The following is a 19153-nucleotide window of genomic DNA, read 5'->3' as shown; positions in this document are numbered from 1 at the left end:
TTCTATGGGGTTTCTGGAAGGAATTTGCAATATCAGTACAAAGATTACTTAAGTGATTTTAAAGCATGGAAACAAAAGTCGCATGCTAAACAATGGCTTGTTTTTCCTGAAAACATTGGGAAACGTTTATCAATAGATGAGACATCCCTCTCCAATGGCGAACTCTATACTATTGTGACCAACAAAGCAGGAAAAGGCAGAAAGGGGACTATAGTAGCCATGGTAGCTGGAACCAAAGCAGAAACAGTAATTGCTATATTAGAAAAAATACCGCTAAAGCTAAGAAATTCGGTTACCGAGATAACACTCGATATGGCAGCTAATATGGGGCTTATTGCCAAGAAATGCTTTTCTAATGCAGTAAGAGTTACGGATCGATTCCATGTTCAAAAACTAGCGCTCGAAGCTTTGCAAGAAATTAGAATCAAATATAGGTGGCAAGCAATTGATATGGAGAATGAAGCTATTGAAAAAGCTAAAACCACAAAAACTAAATACGAGCCTATAACACTATCTAACGGCGACACCATTAAGCAATTATTAGCCAGAAGTCGATATGTTTTGTATAAAAACAAATCTAAATGGACTCAAAACCAAACCGAAAGAGCTAAATTACTATTTGAATTATATCCTAATATTGAAAAAGCATATCAGCTATCGCAAGACTTACGAAATGTTTTTGAGAATACAACCGATAAAATTTATGGTCTAAGCAAATTAGCTAGATGGCATGAAAAAGTAGCTCAGGCTGAGTTTAAATCATTTAATACAATATCTAGATCAATACAGAATCATTACCAAACGATAGTAAACTATTTTGACAACAGAAGTACCAATGCTTCTGCAGAATCCTTTAATGCAAAAATAAAAGCGTTTAGATCTCAATTTAGAGGCGTGAGGAACATAGAGTTTTTCCTTTTCAGACTAACAAATATTTACGCTTAATTTTTGCTACTCCACAGGTTTTCGTTATGATCCTGGACAAGCCTATCGGGAGGTGATATTTTTTGAAGGGAAAAATGATTTAGAGCGATTTAAAAGTAGTTAATTCGAGTTTTCTGCCCAAGCTTCGGCGGTGGCTGTAACCGCCGGTGCTTCAACTAATGTAAAGTATGCTGATGGTGTGAGGGTATTTACCATGCAAAAAGGAGGGCTCATGTATGAAGCATCAGTAAGAGGGCAGAAGTTTCAATTTAATATATTGTAAGGTATTTTTTCAAGAGACAAAAAAGAAAATGGAGCGTTCATCAGGTATATTGCAATCCGCAGGTAGATGTCTGTTTATAGTAATAGATACCCAAAGGTTCTGTGAAAATGGCTGAATTTTGTCCATTATATCAGGTGCAATTAATGATTTCAGTAGATTTTTAAAACAAAAAACCCGAATATTGCTATTCGGGTTTTGTGGTACCTCCAGGGATCGAACCAGGGACACATGGATTTTCAGTCCATTGCTCTACCATCTGAGCTAAGGTACCTTATTTGTGCTTTTCGAAAGCTGTAATGCTTGCTCATTGCGGGTGCAAATATAGAATGATTTTTAGTTTATCCAAAACATTTTTTAAAAAAAATCAATTCGTACCTTCGCAACATCAAAAACCAAATTATGATTTTAGTTGTCGATGTGGGGAATACCAGAATTAAAGCGGCTGTCTTTGAGGGTGCTATACTTTTAGAGATTTTTGTTTTTACCAAAATAGAGCTCGATAAAAACATTAAAAATATTTTAAAAAAATTTCAAAAAGTAGCGCATTTGGTTGTTTCCTCCGTAGGTGATGTCGAAAAGCAGTCGTTTTTAGCATTTGATTCGGTTCTTAATATTTGTTTTGTTTCCAATGAAGATCCTTTTCCATTCCAAAATAAATACAGCACACCCAAAACTTTAGGTATAGACCGAATGGTTCTTGCAGCTGGAGCAGTATTTCAGTTCCCCAATCAAAACCGACTAGTTATTGATGCAGGAACTTGCATTACCTATGATTTTATTGATCACCAAAATAACTATTTGGGGGGTGCTATTACGCCCGGATTGCGATTACGGTATCAATCCTTACATAATTACACCGCTAAATTACCTCTGTTAACATTAGAAAGTCCGGAAGAATTAATAGGGAATTCTACCTCAAATTCTATTCATTCTGGTGTTGTCAATGGATTAGTATATGAGATTGATGGTTTCATAACAGAATATAGTACACGGTATTCAAATTTTATAATAATTTTAACGGGTGGCGACACAGATTTTTTGGCTAAACGATTAAAAAATACCATATTTGCCAATTCAAATTTTCTGTTGGAAAGTTTGAACCAAACATTTCAATATAAAATCAAAAATGATTAAAAAAATTATAGTAAGCGCTTGTTTGCTTTTATCATTAGTATCTTTTGCCCAAGAGGGGACATCATCCCCATACTCTTTTTACGGAATAGGTGATGTGCGATTCAAAGGAACATTAGAAAATCGATCAATGGGTGGAATTGCTATTGAGCAGGATAGTATTCATATGAACTTACAAAATCCAGCCAGTTTCGCAAGTTTGAAGCTGACCACATTTTCTTTAGGAGGTACTCAGGCCATTACCAAATTAAAAACCGACACCGAGTCGTCAAATGCGCGTCGAACCACTTTAGACTATTTGGCCGTGGGTTTACCACTAGGTAAATTTGGCTTAGGTTTTGGATTGATACCTTATTCTTCTGTTGGTTATAAAATTAGAACTGAGGGTTCGCTTACTGAAAACAATCAAAGTTTTAACGGAAAAGGGGGCTTGAACAAAGCATTCCTTGGTTTAGGATATAAAATAATGAAGGGTTTAAGTATAGGCGCTGATGTGAATTATAATTTCGGAAAAATTGAAACTAATAATTTTGAGTATATTACGGATATTGCAATAGGCACACGAGAATTAAATACAGTAGATTTATCTGGAGTTAATTTCAATGCTGGTGTAATGTATGAAACCAAGTTTTATAAAAAAATATCTTTTTTCAGTAGTTTTAATTACTCTTTAGAAAGTACTTTAAAGGCTAAAAATACTAGAAATATAGCTACAGCATTATACAATACAAATTTTGATTTGTCTATTGTAGATATTTTGGAAGATGTGAAAACAGAGAGAAATTTAAAAATGCCAAGTAAATATGCTACCGCAGCAGGTTTTGGGGAAGCTAGAAAATGGTTGATTGGTGTTGGTTATACTTTTCAAGAAGCGGGTTCAATAGGTAATAATTACAATTCACCAGTCAATGTGACCTACGAAAAACATTCAAAATATAGTATTGGAGGGTATTACCTGCCTAATTACAACTCCTTTACAAGCTATGCCAAAAGAATTACCTACAGAGGTGGTTTTAGGTTTGAGAACACAGGTTTGGTTATCAATGCAGAACCTATCCAGGATATGGCACTAACAGTCGGAGTTGGCTTGCCTTTGACCGGAACATTCTCCAATGTAAATATTGGTGTTGAATTAGGAAAAAGAGGAGCTACTGCTGCCAATTTAGTAGAAGAGAACTATGCGAACGTCAGTGTTGGTTTTTCTCTTAACGAACAATGGTTTGTGAAACGAAAATTCAACTAAAAGAGGAATTGCCACTACAACTTCTTCGTAAGTTAACCGTATGACTTTATTTAAAAAATATACTATCAAATGGATTGTCACAGTATTTGCTGTGACACTATTTTTTGGGTGCGAAAGTAATTTTAAAGAGATACAAAAAATTAATTTTTCTGAATTTGTACCCAGCAGTGATGCAGATATGGTCAATCTCAAGTATACGGATTCCGGTCGTATTACTGCAGTTCTTGTGAGCTCTAAAATGCTTGATTACGCAAGTGTTGATTTTCCTTTTACTGAATTTCCAAAAGGGATTGATGTGACTTTGTACGATAAAAAAGAAAAAAAAACCTTTATAAAATCGAATTATGCTATTTCTTTCAAAGGGACCAATATAATCGATTTGCAAGGGAAGGTGAAAATTTTTACAGAACAAGGTCAAATACTGGAAACAGAGCAGTTGTATTTTGATCAAAAAAATGAATGGTTTTTTACCGAAAGAAAATTTAAATTTACCGATCCGAAAGGGGTTACAAATGGTCAAGGAATCGACTTTAGTAAAGATTTTAAGGTCATTAATTCTCAAAAAATAACGGGCGAATTAGAAACAAACGAATAATTTCAACACTATGAATTACTTAAAATATACACAATACGTTTATCTTGTTTTTGGAGCTTATTTCATTTATGACGGTTTTACAAAAGCAAATGATCCTACATCAGGAAATCCCTGGTTGAGTTTTATGATTGCAGGACTAGCTATTTTTATGTTTTTCTTCAGAAGAAAATTTGCTAAAAAATTTGAAGATAGAAACAAAAATTCCTAATTGATGGAAGCTGGTATTATCATACTATGTCTAATACTAAGTGCTTTTTTTTCAGGAGTAGAGGTAGCCTTTGTCTCTTCGAACAAAATCTATCTTGAGATTGAAAAAAAGCAAGACAATTTTCTGTCAAGAATATTGACTAAACTGACGGAGAAACCTACTAATTTTATTGTTTCCATGGGTATAGGTAATATTCTTACCTTGGTGGTCTATGGGTTTTTAATGGGTGATGTCCTTATGCGTTGGTTTTTATCCTTTGGTTATGAGCTTTCCGAAGGAGTTTTTCTATTGTTGCAAATTCTTGTTTCGACGATCCTTATTTTGATTACATCAGAATTTCTTCCCAAAGTTTTTTTTCAAATTTATGCCAACTCATTAATTAAAATCTTCGCAATTCCAGCTTATTTTTTTTACAAGATTTTTGGTTATCTGGCTGCCTTTTTTGTAGGAATTTCTGATTTTATACTGAGAAAATTCTTTAAAACGCAAGGCGATAGCATTTCACTTTTTTTTAGTAAAATTGAACTTGGAAACTACATTACAGAACAAATGAGTACGGTGGAGGATAACGAAACGGTAGATTCAGAAATACTCATGTTTCAAAATGCACTAGAATTCTCAGGGGTTAAGGCTAGAGATGTAATGAGTCCTAGGACCGAAATTATAGCCATTGACTTATTTGATTCAATCGAAGAACTAAGGGCGTTATTTATTGAAACGGGCTATTCCAAAATTGTGGTTTATCAAAATTCTCTTGATGATATTATCGGGTATGTGCATTCCTTTGACTTGTTTAAAAAACCAAAGAGTATCAAAGAAATTGTGATTTTGGTACAGTTTGTTCCGGAGACAATTTTTATAAAGGATGCCATGAGTTTGCTAACTAAAAAGCGAAAAAGTGTGGCGGTTGTTTTGGACGAATATGGGGGAACATCAGGCATCATTACTATTGAAGATATTGTTGAAGAGCTTTTTGGCGAAATTGAAGACGAACATGATTCTGATGAAGAATTGGTCGAAAAAGAACTCGGAGAAGGTGTTTTTATATTTTCAGCTCGTTTAGACGTGGAATATTTGAATCAAACCTATAAATTACAAATTCCAGAAGGTGATTCCTACGGAACATTAGGTGGTTTTATTGTTGATTTTACAAAAGAAATTCCGCAAAAAGGAGACGTCATTCCAATAGGAATCTATCATTTCGTAATAGAAGAAGCCACAAATAAGAAAATAGAATTAGTTAAAATGAGCGTTCAAGAGTGATTTTTATTGTGAAAATAAAATTTCTTGCAAAATAAAACGCTACTAGTATAATTATTAATTAGATAATTGTATTTTCGCAAACTGAATATAAAAATTAACAACAATAAAATGGCAGTTTTACAAAAAATTAGACAACGTTCACTTCTTCTGATACTCGTTATCGGGTTTTGTTTATTAGCATTTATCATAGGTGATATATTCAACAGTGGTGGTTTCAACAGTACATCAAAAGATGTAGGAAGCATCGATGGAAAAGATATTGCATTCGAGGATTTTAGAGTAAAAGTAAGTAATGTTGAAAAAAGTGGTCAAGGGATAACTTCAACTGAAGCCGCAAACAGAGTTTGGGAGCAAGAGGTTTCTATCGCTTTGTTAACTTCTGAATTTGAAAAGTTAGGACTAAGAGTAGGTGAAAAACATATACTAGAGGTTTTAAAATCAGATCAAAATATTGGTGGAAATCCATTATTTATGAATGCTGCTGGTGTGTTTGATGTTGCTAAATTCAAAGAATACTTCAAGTCGAATCCTGAACAAGCTCAATTTTTAAAAGATAGAGAAAAAGACGCTGAACTAAATGCTAAGTATCAGATGTACAATACAATGATCAAAGCGGCCGTTTTTACAACGGAAAGTGAAGGAAAAATGAAATACGAAATGGAAGCAAATAAAGTGAACTTTGCTTACGTTGCCGGTTTGTATTCGACGATCAAAGACAGTGATGTAAAAATCACCGATGCAGAGATTGTTGACTACATGAAGAAAAATGAAAAAAAATTCAAAGCAGACGAATCTCGTGAAGTAGAATATGTATTGATTGAAGACAAAGCTTCTACAGCTGATGAGGCCGAAGTAAAATCCAAAATAAATGCATTGTTGACTGGAAGTGTAGTATACAATCAAGCGACTGGAAAGAATGATACTGTAGCTGGATTTAGAACTACCAAAAACGCAATTGACTTTGTGAATTCAAATTCAGATGTTCCTTATGATTCTACCTATATCGCTAAGAAAGATTTACCAGCTGTAGATGCTGATAAATTATTCAACTTGGCTCCAGGGACAGTTTATGGTCCTTACATGTTTGGAAAATACTATTGTATTTCTAAATCTATGGGAATGAAATCAGGTGTTAACGCAAAAGCAAGTCATATTTTAATTGGTTACGAAGGAACTCAAGTTCCTAATCAAAAAGAAAAAAGAACGAAAGAACAAGCTAAAGCTAAAGCAGAAGATATTTTAGCGCAAGTTACAGCTAATCCAGATAGTTTTTTGATGTTGGCATTTACAGCCTCTGATGATTCATCTGCACAACAAGGTGGTGATTTAGGTTATTTTGGTCCAAACCAAATGGTGAAGCCGTTTAATGATTTTGTTTTCAGTAATGGAATTGGGAAAGTAGGTTTAGTAGAAACTGATTTTGGTTTTCATATTATTAAAGTAACAGACAAACAAGATGGAATTCGTTTGGCCACTGTAGCTCAAAAAATTGAAGCATCTGAAGCTACTTCTGATAAAATGTTTACTCAAGCAACTAAATTTGAAATGGATGCTGCCGATAAAGATTTTAATAAAGTAGCAAAAGAATTAGGTCTTACAGTTGCTCCAGCTGTTTCTGTAAAAGGGATGGATGAAAACTTTGGATCTTTAGGAAATCAAAGAACTATTGTAAGATGGGCTTTTGAAGACGGAGTTAAAGAAGGATCTGTAAAAAGATTTGAAGTGGCTAATGTTGGACACGTTATTGCAAAGGTAAAAAGTATTGATAAATCTGGTTTAGTTGCCGTTTCTGTAGCGAGACCTTATGTAGAACAAATACTTAAAAACAAGAAAAAAGCAGAATTGATCAAAGCTAAAATGAATGGTTCTTCGCTTGAAGCTATTGCGAAAGCAGTAGGGGGAACAGTACAACAAGCAACTGGTCTTACTATGGAAAATACCATGTTGCCAAATGTTGGTCCAGAGCCAAAAGTAGTGGGTAACGCATTTGCTTTGGCAACAAATAAAATGTCTGCTCCAATCGAAGGAAATACAGCAGTTTATGTGGTAAAAAATACAAGTACAGTAAAAGCACCAGCATTGAAAAGTCATGCGACATATGTGGCTAAGTTGAAAACACAAAGCGCTTCAGATGCGAATAGAGTAGTTCCTGCATTGAAAGGAAATGCTAAAATTGAAGACAATAGACAAGATTTTAATTACTAGTTAAAAGTAATTAATCAAAATAAAAATCCCGATACATGCTGAATGTATCGGGATTTTGTTTTTAATAGGATTTTGAGGAATATGATTAATTATTGCAACTAAGACAATATCATTTCTTCATAAGGAATTATGGTTTCGTATCCTTTTGAAATAAAATAGTCGCTTGGGTTTTTAGTTGCAATTGCCATTACGAAATCGCCTCCCCAAGCTCCCAGACTTTTTATCACACCATTAAAATCAGGAAACACAGCTTCTTTTATCGTTGGCGTTTCCAGAATACTGCTCATTTGTGCTTCGTGTTTTTGTATAGCTGAAGCAAAAGATTGAATTTTTGAAGCATTCAAAACTTCGGATGTTATCACGTCATTTAATGCAATCGTTCTAGGTAGATTATTCTTTTTATTCATATTGTATGCAGCAATTGCAGTTTTACTGCTTTGCTTTTTATTCAGATATACAAAGTATAGGTTTTGTGTGAATTCTGGATTAAAAGTGGCTTCTTTAATAACAGGTTTTCCGTTTTTTAACTGATATACAATAGGAGTGTCATTTTGTGCACACGCAATATCATAACCACTACCTCCAAAACTGTTTTTAAGTAATGTGAAAGCATCGATTAGCGACCATTGGGCAATGTTGTTTATCAAAGTCGATGACGTTCCCAAACCCCAGCTTTTCGGAAATCCAAGTTCAGTAGTAATAATGTAACCATCTGAATTTAAAATGAAATCTGGATTGAGTTTAAATGCTTCGTGCAAAATAGTAGTAAGTGTAGCTTTGACCGATTCATTTTCAGCAGCTACTCCTTTAGAGATATCAGAAAATAAAAGCGTGTCTTCAAACCAAATACTTCCATCTGCATCGTAACTTTTCCAGATGATTTTTTTACGGCTTCCTTCTTCTATAATTAGATTTTGTCCCATTTTTGTGGGTAATGCAAAAGCTTTGGCACCATCAAGAACCAGGTATTCTCCCGTGATTAAAAGTTTTCCGTTACTGTAGAATGTTTTTTTCATGTATGCTGAATTTATTTCAGTATCTTTTTTACTCCTTAAAGGCTAGGAAATCTGAGCTTATTCTAAAATTTATTTTCTTAAACCTTCAATAAAGGAGACCACAGCGCTGTGCGATACGGTATTTTTTTTGAAATGTTTCTGAATTAAAATGCGTTCTTCATCGGTGGCTTCAAACTGGTTGATGATGTTATTCAAGTGCATTTTCATGTGTCCTTCCTGAATTCCGGTTGTCGTCAAGGAACGTAAAGCGGCAAAATTTTGGGCCAGACCCGCTACGGCTACAAACTGCATTAATTCTTTGGCAGACGGTTTTTCCAGCATTTCCAATGATAATTTTACCAATGGATGCAACGAAGTCAAACCACCAACAGTTCCTAATGCTAAAGGAATTTCTAGCCAAAAAGTAAAAACACCATGTTCTATTTTGGCATGGGAAAGACTGGAATATTTTCCGTTTCGGGAAGCGTAGGCGTGAATTCCTGCTTCGACAGCACGGAAATCATTTCCTGTTGCTAAAACGACAGCATCCACCCCGTTCATGATTCCTTTGTTGTGCGTTACGGCACGATACGGCTCGACTTCAGCGATTTGTACGGCTTGCACAAATTTTTCGGCAAATTCCAGAGGATTCGTAATGTGTTTCTCTTCTAAGTCTGCAATTGGACAAGAAACTTCAGCTCTTACGATGCAATTTGGAACATAATTGGAAAGAATACTCATTACGACTTCAATGTCTTTCTCCGTTTCCGTGAACAAGTCATAATGATGTGCTTCTTCTTTTAATGTTTTGGAAAATTGTTCTAAGCAAGAGTTGATGAAATTTGCTCCCATGCTGTCTTTGGTTTCAAAAGTGGCATGCAGCTGAAAATAATTGGGCAATAAATCAGTTTTGTCTTTTAGAATAATGTCTAAAATTCCACCACCGCGTTTTTGCATATTTGTGGTAATCGATTCGGTTTCTGAGAAAAATTTATTTTTGTTTTGCGCAAAAAACAAGTTCAGTTTTGAAACGTCACCTTTATAAATAAAATGAACCTGACCAATTTTTTCGGTATTGATTACCGTTGCTTTAAATCCGCCTCGCGTGGACCAAAATTTAGCAGCTTTTGCGGCAGCAGCAACCACAGAACTTTCCTCAATAGCCATGGGAATGGTGCTGTATTTTCCATTAATCAGGAAATTAGGAGCAACTCCAAGTGGAATATAGAAATTGGTTATCGTGTTTTCTATGAATTCATCGTGTAATTTCTGTATTTTTTCATCAGTATTCCAATAGTTTTTCAGCAAGGCAATGGCTTCTGTAGGTGTTGAAAAATATTGATCGGCAATCCATTTAATTTTTTCTTCTTTGGATAATTTAGAAAATCCGCTAATAGCCTTGTTCATTCTCAATTGATTATGGTGTAATTAGTTGCAAAGATACGGTTTTAGCCGTTTTATTTACAATCAAATTATATTCAGCGAAAGGTTATTTTTTATAATACTTTTTACATTTAACATATAAAATGACCGATAATTGTAATTTTTTCACTAAAATTGACGGTTTTTATCTTTAAATAAATAGTATGTATTCGAAAAAAATTATAGCATTATTTTTATTCTTGTGTTTTACCGTTGTTGGTCAACAAAAAATCACAATTGATGAACTTTATAACGGTACATTTCGAGCTCAGGGAATGGATGAATTACAATCGTTGAAAAACACAAATCAGTACACGGTGTTGAATGCGGATAGGCAGTCCAGAAGCATGCAGATTGATTTGTATGATTTTGCAACATTGAAAAAAGTGTCAACATTAATAGATACAAAATCGCACAGAGAATTGTCTGGCGGGATTGATAGTTACACGTTTGACGCTTCAGAAAAAATGATTTTATTGGCTTGCAATACCAATCAAATCTTCCGCCACTCGTTTACTGCGGACTATTATTTATATGACATCACCAATAAAAAATTAAGAAAACTATTCGATTTTCAGGTTCAGGAGCCTACTTTTTCACCTGATGGGAAAAAGATTGCTTACGCCAAAGAAAATAATCTGTATGTATATGATTTAGTTTCTGCTACATCAACTCCCATAACTACAGACGGACAAAAAAACAGCATTATTAACGGTATTACGGATTGGGTTTACGAGGAAGAATTTGCTTTTGTAAAAGCTTTCGATTGGAGCGCTGACAGCAAAAAAGTAGCCTACATTCGTTTTGACGAAAGTCAAGTTCCAGAATTTTCGATGTCGATGTTTGGAAAAGAGTTGTATCCAATGATGCAAACCTTCAAATATCCAAAAGCAGGGGAGAAGAACGCTGTAGTTTCGTTACATATATATGATGTGAATGCAAATGCGGTAAAAAATATAAATCTAGGGAAATACACTGATTTTTATATTGCCAGATTGAAATGGACTAACGATGCAAATACATTGTCGGCACAGGTATTGAATCGCCATCAAAATAATTTAGATTTGTTATTTATCGATGGTAATTCAGGAGCTGCAAAAGTAGTTTTGAACGAAAAAGATAAAGCGTATGTTGATGTAACGGATAATTTGACCTTTTTGAAAGACAACAGTTTTATTTGGACCTCTGAAAAAGACGGTTTCAACCATATTTATTTATATGACAAAACTGGAAAATTGAAAAACCAAATTACCAAAGGAAAATGGGAAGTAACTAATTATTATGGTTTAGACCAAAAGACAAATACGGTTTTCTATCAGTCTGTTGAGAATGGATCGATCAACAGAGATGTTTACAAAATAGGTCTTGACGGAAAAAACAAAGTGCGTTTATCTCAATTTACAGGAACGAATGCGGCGACCTTCAGCCCGAATTTTCAATATTACATTAACACGTTTTCTAGCGCGGCTCAACCTACGACGTATACATTGAACGATGCTAAATTTGGAAAACAAGTCCAAGTTATTGAGAACAATGAAACCTTGGTTGTAAAGCTAAAAAGCTATGATTTACCGGCAAAAGAGTTTTTTGTTTTGAAAACAGCAAAAGGAAATGAACTAAATGCTTGGATGATTAAACCGAAAGATTTTGATCCAGCAAAAAAATATCCAGTTTTCATGTACCAATATTCGGGTCCTGGTTCGCAACAAGTAAATAATGAATGGAATAGTACTGATGATTACTGGTTTATGATGTTGTCACAACAAGGGTATATTGTAGCTTGTGTTGACGGACGCGGAACTGGTTTTAAAGGAGCTGATTTCAAAAAAGTGACGCAATTGCAATTAGGAAAATACGAAGTAGAAGACCAAATAGACGCTGCTAAAGTATTAGGAAATTACGCATTTGTGGATAAAGCTAGAATTGGTATATTTGGCTGGTCGTATGGTGGATTTATGGCATCTAATTGTATCATGAAAGGGAATGATGTTTTCAAAATGGCAATTGCTGTAGCTCCAGTGACGAACTGGCGTTTTTATGACAGTGTGTACACGGAACGTTACATGACAACACCACAGGAAAATGCGAGCGGTTACGATGATAACTCACCCATAAATCATGTGGATAAATTGAAAGGAAAATTCCTTTTGATTCACGGTTCAGGAGATGATAATGTGCATGTTCAAAACTCCATGCAAATGATGGAAGCTTTGATTCAGGCCAACAAACAATTTGATTCGCAAATTTATCCAGACAATAATCATGGGATTTATGGCGGAAAAACCAGAGTTCAGTTGTACACAAAAATGACTAATTTTATCAAAGAAAATTTATAACAGCGCTTTATGACAAACGACGCATTGAATAAGGAAGAATTTTTTGGACATCCAAAGGCGCTTTTTATATTGTTTTTTACCGAAATGTGGGAACGGTTTTCGTTCTACGGAATGAAAGCTTTATTGATTTTTTATCTGACAAAATACCATTTGTTTTCGGATTCTTCAGGGAACTTATTAATTGGTAGTTATGCTGCTTTAGTATATGCTGTGCCAGTAATAGGTGGTTTCATAGCCGATAAATACCTTGGATTTAGAAAAGCAATTGTTTTTGGTGGTATTATGTTGGTTTTGGGTCATATAGGAATGGCATATGAAGGAAATGCCGCAACAGAATCCATAACAGGCGAAATTACGCGGGACGAAACCGCCTTGCAAATATTTTACTTTTCCCTATCGTTAATTATTGTTGGAGTTGGTTTTCTAAAAGCCAATATTTCGTCCTTAGTGGGTGAGTTATATGAAACGGGTGACAAAAGAAGGGATTCCGGATTCACTTTGTTTTATATGGGGATCAACTTAGGGTCGTTTATGGCTACTTTGATTTGCGTTTGGCTTGGGGAAAAATACGGCTGGAGCTATGGTTTTGGTGCAGCTGGTGTCGGAATGTTTTTTGGATTGCTGACTTTTATTTCCGGAAGGAAATTATTGATGGGAAAAGGAGAATCGAACAATCCATCTTTCTTAGAAAACAAATCGTTTGGACTTAAAAATGAATGGTTGATTTATGCAGCAAGTGTTTTGTCAACGTTATTGTTTTGGCAAATGGTTCAAAATCACGATGCGGTTTCATGGGCTTTAAAAATTGCAGGTGGAATCTCCTTTATTTATATTGTTTACTTTGCCATTACACAGTTAGATGGAAAAGCGCGTCACCAATTGATTGCTTTAACAATTCTGATTGTTTTTACAATAGTCTTCTGGGCATTGTTTGAACAAGCGTATACTTCCATGAATTTATTTGCGGACCGGATTTTAGACCGAACAATCTTTGGTTATGAAGTATCTGCTGGACAATTCTTAAGTTTTAATGCGTTGTTTATAATTTTATTAGCTCCAGTTTTTGCTTGGATATGGCCGAAATTAGGAAAATACAATCCGAATACAGCAGTAAAATTTGCTTTCGCATTAGCTTTCGTTGGTTTAGGTTTTGGTGCATTAGTGATGGGTATTAATCTTTCTGGTGCAGGAAAAGTAGCAGCGATCTGGTTAATATTAGCTTATTTTTTACATACTTGTGGGGAATTGAGTTTGTCACCGGTAGGACTTTCTGCAGTGACTAAATTATCTCCAGCAAAAATAGTTGGTTTTATGATGGGTGTTTGGTTTTTGGCAACAGCCAGTTCTGAATTTATTGCTTCCATTTTAGCAAATATCGCTTCTGTCGATACATCAAATGGTACAGCGCCTGATTTGAACTTAGCAAAACAGAGTTATTTAGTGCTTTTTGAATACTTATTTTACACAGGACTTGGTTTCGGACTGTTACTATTAGTACTTTCGCCAGTAATAAAAAAATTAATGCACGGAGTAGATAAAGAATTAAACAATTAATAATATGAATCAAAATACTACAGATCAATTTTTTAAAAGTACCGTTTTAGGGCATCCAGCGGGATTATTCGTTTTGTTTTTCACAGAGATGTGGGAGCGTTTCTCATTCTACGGAATGCGTTCTTTATTGATTTTATTTTTAACAGCTTCCTTTACAGATGGTGGTTGGGAATGGACTCGTGAAAATGCGTCTGCATTATTTGGATCTTATGTAGGTTTGGTTTATTTATCTACCATGTTAGGGGGTTATTTTGCCGATAAAGTAATTGGTTTTAGATGGGCTGTTGTTGTTGTTGGAGCCACTTTAATGACTTTAGGACACGCTTCTATGGCTGTCGAGACTGAGTTTTCTATTTATTTGGGATTAGTATTGTTGGTTTTTGGAAATGGTTTCTTTAAACCAAACATGACATCAATCGTATCGGAAATGTACAAAGACCGTCCAGAAAAGAAAGATGGTGCGTACACTTTATTTTATATGGGTGTAAATGCCGGAGCGTTCTTCGGGATTTTACTTTGTGGTTATTTAGGTGAAAAAGTAGGTTGGACCTACGGATTTGGTTTAGCCGGAATCTTTATGTTCTTTGGAATGTTACAGTTTTGGTTGTCTCAAGATATCTTTGGTGACATTGGTTTGAAACCAAATAAAGAAAGCAAAGCAAAAGCGGAAGCATTGGATACAGATAAAAGAAATCCTTTTTCTCCAATACAATTAGCAGCAATAGCTTTCTCCTCTATTTTAGCTTTATTATGGCTTGTAAATGATCCCGCTTCAAAAATATCAGGAGGCAAAGTGAATATTTTTTCATTCTTAGGTCCTAATGGAAACGCTATTGCTATTCTTTCTGCTTTAGTCGTATTTATTATATTGTTGATTTACAGATTTACTCAATATTCTAAAATCACCAAAGAAAAATTAATAGCCGTTACATTTTTCGCATTTTTAACTATTTTCTTTTGGGCAATTTTTGAACAGTCGCCAAACAGTTTAACCATTTTTGCCAGTGATTATACGGATCGTGTTTTAACAGGTAATTGGAGTGTGGTGTTTTTAGTGATGAATTCATTGATTACCATTTTACCTTTGGTAATTATTACTTGGGTATTGATTTTATTATTCAAACAGACCTTTAAATTCTATGCCCTTGCAAATATTATTTTAAGTATAAGTTTTATCATTATTTGGGCTATAGCAATCTGGATGTTGACAAAAGATTATTATACAGCAGGCTATTTATCATTGTCAGATTCAACCTTGCAAGCATTGAAAATTGACAAAGTTACCACGGCCTTAACGGAAGTTCCAGCCACTTGGTTTTCTACCCTAAACTCTTTGTTTATTATTTCGTTAGCACCGTTATTCTCTAAATGGTGGGAAAGTAAATACAATCCTTCTGCGAATTTGAAATACGGAATCGGAATGGGATTATTAGCCCTTGGAATGGCTTGTGTAGCTTTTGGCGCAAGCGGAATCGAAGCAGGTGCGAAAACAGCATCTGTAAGTATGATTTGGTTGATTCTAGTGTATCTTTTCCATACTATGGCTGAATTGTGTATCTCTCCAGTTGGATTGTCTTATGTGAGTAAGCTAGTTCCGGCTCGTATGATTGCATTTATGTTTGGTGTTTGGTATTTAGCGGTAGCAATCGGGATGAAAGGTGCCGGTATGTTTGGAGAAAATATTGATAAAATTGCCAATGAACACGGACTGAGTTACTTCTTTTGGATGTTGACTATCATCTCCATTGTAGTTGCTTTATTCTCTGTAGCCATGACTCCGGTTATTAAAAAATTGATGCACGGGGTTCGTTAAACGTTAGGCATCATTTTTGATTTTGAATCAATAAAATTATAAATATGAAGAAAATCATAGTTGCTTTGTTATTGTTTGCTGGCTCATTTGCCGCCGAAGCACAAGAATTAGTTTGGGAAACCAATGTCATGAAGGCAATGGCAATTTCTACTGAAACCAAGAAACCACTATTGCTATTTTTCACGGGAAGTGATTGGTGCGGATGGTGTATTCGTTTGCAAAAAGAAGTTTTGAGAACACCTGAATTTGCAGCTTGGGCCAACGAAAATGTGGTTTTAGTCGAACTGGATTATCCAAGGAAAGCGCCACAGTCAGAAGATATTAAAAAACAAAATAACGAATTGCAAATGGCTTTTGGAATTCAAGGATTCCCGACCATTATCTTGGCAAATGCTACCACAAAAGAGGGTAAAGTCAATTTTGAAGGCATTGGAAGTACAGGTTATGTTGCCGGTGGACCTACAGCTTGGTTGGCTGTCGCAAATGGTTTTCTAAAAAAATAGAAATTCTTAATTCAATTTATAAAATCCCTTTTCGCCAGTTGCGTGAAAAGGGATTTTCTGTTTTTCACAACTGGCTTTCCATAGTTTTTGTATGTTTTTAAAGTTGGATGCATCAGCTACAACTAATTTGGGTTTCATTTCTTCAAGCATACGGTCTGCGTTTATTTTTACGGATTGTGTCAATACGATAATATCAGGGTTGATGTTTTTGGGATATACCCCCGAACTGTCTAAAATAAAAATCTTTTTTCCATTAAAGAATATGAAATTTCGAAGTCGTTTTTTCTGTTCCAAAATGCTAAAGTTTCCAATTCGATAGGATTTTAAAATGCTGTTTTTTTGAGCAGTTTTCAAAATGCTGTCGTTGGCATAAACCAAAATGTTTTCGCCTTTTCTTTCTGTAATTAAGGTATTTTTTTTGCTGTTGAAAACCACTAATTCTTGTTCTGTTTGAATTTTCCACTGTATTTTAAAATAGGAAAATTGTAAAATGAGAATGGAAATCAAGACCAAAGCCAATTTAGTGAAACTCGGTTTTTTGAACCAAAGGATTACCGTAAACAATAATAAATAACCACTGATTAACAGGTAAATATGAAGTGGAATATCCTGAATGATGAACTGTTCCAAAGAAGCAATTGCATTGATGATTTTGTTTAAATAATAAATACTCCATTCCAACAGTTGGGACAAGAATGCGGGAATCATGTTGAACGCGGCCAAAAGCATCACCAAAACTCCTAAAATCATAATGATACTCAGTAGTGGAATAATAATTAGATTAGTTATAAAAAACAAACCGGGAAACTGATGGAAATAATAAATGCTGAGTGGTAAAGTACCAATTTGGGCAGCAAAGGATACCGTTAGAATATCCCAAATATATTTTGAAACCTTGTATTTTGGTTTCCAAATGGAGGATAAAAGCGGTTGCAACCAAATGATGAAAAACAACGCAATATAGCTTAATTGAAAACCAACATCAAATAAGAACGAAGGTTCGACTAGTAGAATTAACAGTACTGAAACCAATAAGGTGTGGTAAATATTGACTTTTCTGCGAAGATGATTTCCAATGGCGACAAACGAAAACATCGTTACAGAGCGCACTACCGAAGGTGCTAATCCGGCAATTATCCCGAACATGGATAACGATAGGAGAATAATGATTAATTTAATAAATGAACCCCGCTTGCTATTGGGAATTGGTTTTAGAATAAAGGTTACAAAAAGCAATATAAAGCCGATGTGTAATCCGGAAACAGATAAAATATGAACCGCTCCTGCAAATTGATAATCCCGAATAATGTCTGGTGAAATATCTTGTTGTTGTCCCATTATTAAGGCAATGGCAACGTTTAGTTCTGTTTTGTTGAAGTTGTTTTTTTCTAAATTTCGAATAATCCGTTTTCTCAATTTAGAAGAATAATACCAGATATTTTTCTCTACTTCTGTTCCAATTTTTATTTCGTCAACATCAGCATACAGTTGCGCATAGATTTGTTTGATTTCAAGGTATTTGCTGTAATCAAATTGGTTCGGATTATTGGGAGGTTTGTTTTTTGTTAAGGTCCCTTTGATCAACAAAGAATTCCCAACTTCAAGAACGTGATGCAAACTGTCATTTTGGATGTTCAATATGATTCTGCCGGTTTGTTCTTTCTGATCAATATGATTGATAATAGCAAGGTAGCGATCGCTAAAAGCAGCACTTTTCATTTTTTCTCGAATCGTTAAAGAAATGAATTGCGGTTGTTCAAAAACTGCCGTGTTGTGAATATAATTGCTTCTTTGGAAATAATCAGTATGTGCTATTTGGGTTGCAATTCCGATGATAAAAGACAAAAAATATGTCCCAATTCCAAAATAGAGCGTTAACTGTTTTCTGTTTTTTGACAAAAAATAAAGTACACCAAAAATAGTGGTCGATGTGACAAGCGCAATAAAAACTGCCGATGTGGAAGGTTGCAGGTAAAAAGCAAAAAGTAAACCCAATAGAAACCCGATCGTAATTCTTGCCAGTGGGAATTGTAGTACTTTCATGAATCTAAAGTACACATTTTTAGTAAGAAACGGATTTATTTCTTTTTAGATTTTTATAATTCCAAAAGCTAAATTTTCCCCAAAAAGAGTACTAGTTAAAGTACTCTGTTAATCTGAACAAAGGTTTTTTGGTAATACGGTTCTTTGGTCGAGGAAATAATTACTCCTTTTGAGGTCGAGGAATGAATGAATTTTATTTCTTCATCGGTGGCTTCAATTACGATTCCAACGTGATTTATTGTTTTGTTTTTATCGGTTTTAAAGAATATCAAATCGCCTTTTTGAGCTTGATCTTTTTTTGGATTTAAAACAATACCTATTTTCGATTGTTGAAACGAGTTGCGCGGTAGACTAATATTTTCTGAATTAAAGACGGTAAAAACTAATCCGGAACAGTCATAACCCGCTTTAGTTGTTCCTGCATATTTATATTTCACACCCAAGTTATCGGCAGCTGTGTCAATTAATTGTTCTGCTAATTGGTTTGTTTTTCTCTTTTCAGATCGAGATAATTTCTCTATTGGCTCTCCCTTTTTCGAAGTTACTATTGGCGATGTCGATTTACAAGCCGTAAAAAAAATGATAATGAAGAGTAGGAATGCAATACGTTTCAAAAGAGTTTTTTTAAGTTGATA

15 protein-coding genes and 1 tRNA gene are annotated in these 19153 nt (G+C 34.7%); 11 read left to right on the top strand and 5 right to left on the bottom strand.

Annotated features, from left to right (window positions below; translation table 11 throughout):
- Window positions 1-945 (top strand): ISAon1 family transposase (locus tag E0F91_RS10770; RefSeq protein WP_243698881.1); only part of this gene is annotated, 945 nt, incomplete at its 5' end.
- Window positions 946-1405: 460 nt separating this feature from the next.
- On the opposite strand, the gene E0F91_RS10760 is transcribed toward E0F91_RS10770, so the two are convergent.
- Window positions 1406-1478: transfer RNA gene (locus E0F91_RS10760), tRNA-Phe, on the bottom strand.
- Window positions 1479-1606: 128 nt separating this feature from the next.
- On the opposite strand from E0F91_RS10760, the gene E0F91_RS10755 reads away from it, so the two are divergent.
- The 6 genes from E0F91_RS10755 (at window position 1607) to E0F91_RS10730 (ending at window position 7852) form a co-directional block, all read left to right on the top strand.
- Entirely contained in the window at window positions 1607-2341 is a 735-nt protein-coding gene (locus tag E0F91_RS10755) for a type III pantothenate kinase (RefSeq protein WP_132066547.1), read from the top strand.
- Complete coding sequence (gene bamG / locus E0F91_RS10750) at window positions 2334-3581, top strand: BamG family beta-barrel-assembly machinery protein (RefSeq protein WP_132066546.1); 1248 nt, start codon at window positions 2334-2336, stop codon at window positions 3579-3581. Before E0F91_RS10755 ends, bamG begins: the two co-directional genes overlap by 8 nt.
- A gap of 40 nt (window positions 3582-3621) precedes the next feature.
- Complete coding sequence (lptC, locus tag E0F91_RS10745; RefSeq protein ID WP_132066545.1) at window positions 3622-4176, top strand: LPS export ABC transporter periplasmic protein LptC; 555 nt, start codon at window positions 3622-3624, stop codon at window positions 4174-4176.
- A gap of 10 nt (window positions 4177-4186) precedes the next feature.
- Window positions 4187-4384 carry a hypothetical protein gene (locus E0F91_RS10740; RefSeq protein WP_132066544.1) on the top strand — a complete coding sequence of 66 codons (198 nt, stop codon included), beginning with the start codon at window positions 4187-4189 and terminating at the stop codon, window positions 4382-4384.
- A gap of 3 nt (window positions 4385-4387) precedes the next feature.
- A complete protein-coding gene (locus E0F91_RS10735) occupies window positions 4388-5647 on the top strand; it encodes a hemolysin family protein (RefSeq protein ID WP_132066543.1) in 1260 nt (419 codons plus the stop codon).
- Window positions 5648-5755: 108 nt separating this feature from the next.
- On the top strand, window positions 5756-7852 hold the full coding sequence (locus E0F91_RS10730) for a peptidylprolyl isomerase (RefSeq protein WP_132066542.1): 2097 nt from the start codon (window positions 5756-5758) through the stop codon (window positions 7850-7852).
- Between the two features lie 98 nt (window positions 7853-7950).
- Here E0F91_RS10730 and E0F91_RS10725 read toward each other — a convergent pair whose 3' ends face one another.
- Both E0F91_RS10725 and E0F91_RS10720 read right to left on the bottom strand, forming a co-directional pair.
- Window positions 7951-8868 carry a GYDIA family GHMP kinase gene (locus E0F91_RS10725; RefSeq protein ID WP_132066541.1) on the bottom strand — a complete coding sequence of 306 codons (918 nt, stop codon included), beginning with the start codon at window positions 8866-8868 and terminating at the stop codon, window positions 7951-7953.
- A 69-nt stretch (window positions 8869-8937) separates the two neighbouring features.
- Window positions 8938-10254, bottom strand: a complete 1317-nt coding sequence (locus tag E0F91_RS10720) for a hydroxymethylglutaryl-CoA reductase, degradative (protein WP_132066540.1) — start codon at window positions 10252-10254, stop codon at window positions 8938-8940.
- Between the two features lie 179 nt (window positions 10255-10433).
- Between E0F91_RS10720 and E0F91_RS10715 the strand changes: the two genes are divergently transcribed.
- From E0F91_RS10715 to E0F91_RS10700, 4 genes are read left to right on the top strand one after another with little or no spacing between them, the layout of a single operon-like run.
- Window positions 10434-12605, top strand: a complete 2172-nt coding sequence (locus E0F91_RS10715) for a S9 family peptidase (RefSeq protein ID WP_132066539.1) — start codon at window positions 10434-10436, stop codon at window positions 12603-12605.
- A gap of 9 nt (window positions 12606-12614) precedes the next feature.
- On the top strand, window positions 12615-14159 hold the full coding sequence (locus tag E0F91_RS10710; protein WP_132066538.1) for a peptide MFS transporter: 1545 nt from the start codon (window positions 12615-12617) through the stop codon (window positions 14157-14159).
- 4 nt (window positions 14160-14163) lie between these two features.
- On the top strand, window positions 14164-15972 hold the full coding sequence (locus E0F91_RS10705; protein ID WP_132066537.1) for a peptide MFS transporter: 1809 nt from the start codon (window positions 14164-14166) through the stop codon (window positions 15970-15972).
- Between the two features lie 44 nt (window positions 15973-16016).
- A complete protein-coding gene (locus E0F91_RS10700; protein ID WP_132066536.1) occupies window positions 16017-16475 on the top strand; it encodes a thioredoxin family protein in 459 nt (152 codons plus the stop codon).
- A gap of 6 nt (window positions 16476-16481) precedes the next feature.
- On the opposite strand, the gene E0F91_RS10695 is transcribed toward E0F91_RS10700, so the two are convergent.
- A complete protein-coding gene (locus E0F91_RS10695) occupies window positions 16482-18518 on the bottom strand; it encodes a ComEC/Rec2 family competence protein (protein WP_132066535.1) in 2037 nt (678 codons plus the stop codon).
- 95 nt (window positions 18519-18613) lie between these two features.
- A complete protein-coding gene (locus tag E0F91_RS10690) occupies window positions 18614-19132 on the bottom strand; it encodes a C40 family peptidase (protein WP_132066534.1) in 519 nt (172 codons plus the stop codon).
- Window positions 19133-19153: the final 21 nt, after the last annotated feature.

This window comes from Flavobacterium sandaracinum, from assembly GCF_004349135.1.
Lineage (GTDB): Bacteria > Bacteroidota > Bacteroidia > Flavobacteriales > Flavobacteriaceae > Flavobacterium > Flavobacterium sandaracinum.
The sequence above is the reverse complement of the archived record's forward strand: the minus strand, read 5'-3'. Positions and strand labels throughout refer to the sequence as shown.

Bases quoted from the DNA above. Each gene is read 5' to 3' on its own strand.
- E0F91_RS10755 (WP_132066547.1), top strand. From the start codon at position 1,607: ATGATTTTAGTTGTCGATGTGGGGAATACCAGAATTAAAGCGGCTGTC.
- bamG (WP_132066546.1), top strand. From the start codon at position 2,334: ATGATTAAAAAAATTATAGTAAGCGCTTGTTTGCTTTTATCATTAGTA.
- lptC (WP_132066545.1), top strand. From the start codon at position 3,622: ATGACTTTATTTAAAAAATATACTATCAAATGGATTGTCACAGTATTT.
- E0F91_RS10740 (WP_132066544.1), top strand. From the start codon at position 4,187: ATGAATTACTTAAAATATACACAATACGTTTATCTTGTTTTTGGAGCT.
- E0F91_RS10735 (WP_132066543.1), top strand. From the start codon at position 4,388: ATGGAAGCTGGTATTATCATACTATGTCTAATACTAAGTGCTTTTTTT.
- E0F91_RS10730 (WP_132066542.1), top strand. From the start codon at position 5,756: ATGGCAGTTTTACAAAAAATTAGACAACGTTCACTTCTTCTGATACTC.
- E0F91_RS10725 (WP_132066541.1), bottom strand. From the start codon at position 8,868: ATGAAAAAAACATTCTACAGTAACGGAAAACTTTTAATCACGGGAGAA.
- E0F91_RS10720 (WP_132066540.1), bottom strand. From the start codon at position 10,254: ATGAACAAGGCTATTAGCGGATTTTCTAAATTATCCAAAGAAGAAAAA.
- E0F91_RS10715 (WP_132066539.1), top strand. From the start codon at position 10,434: ATGTATTCGAAAAAAATTATAGCATTATTTTTATTCTTGTGTTTTACC.
- E0F91_RS10710 (WP_132066538.1), top strand. From the start codon at position 12,615: ATGACAAACGACGCATTGAATAAGGAAGAATTTTTTGGACATCCAAAG.
- E0F91_RS10705 (WP_132066537.1), top strand. From the start codon at position 14,164: ATGAATCAAAATACTACAGATCAATTTTTTAAAAGTACCGTTTTAGGG.
- E0F91_RS10700 (WP_132066536.1), top strand. From the start codon at position 16,017: ATGAAGAAAATCATAGTTGCTTTGTTATTGTTTGCTGGCTCATTTGCC.
- E0F91_RS10695 (WP_132066535.1), bottom strand. From the start codon at position 18,518: ATGAAAGTACTACAATTCCCACTGGCAAGAATTACGATCGGGTTTCTA.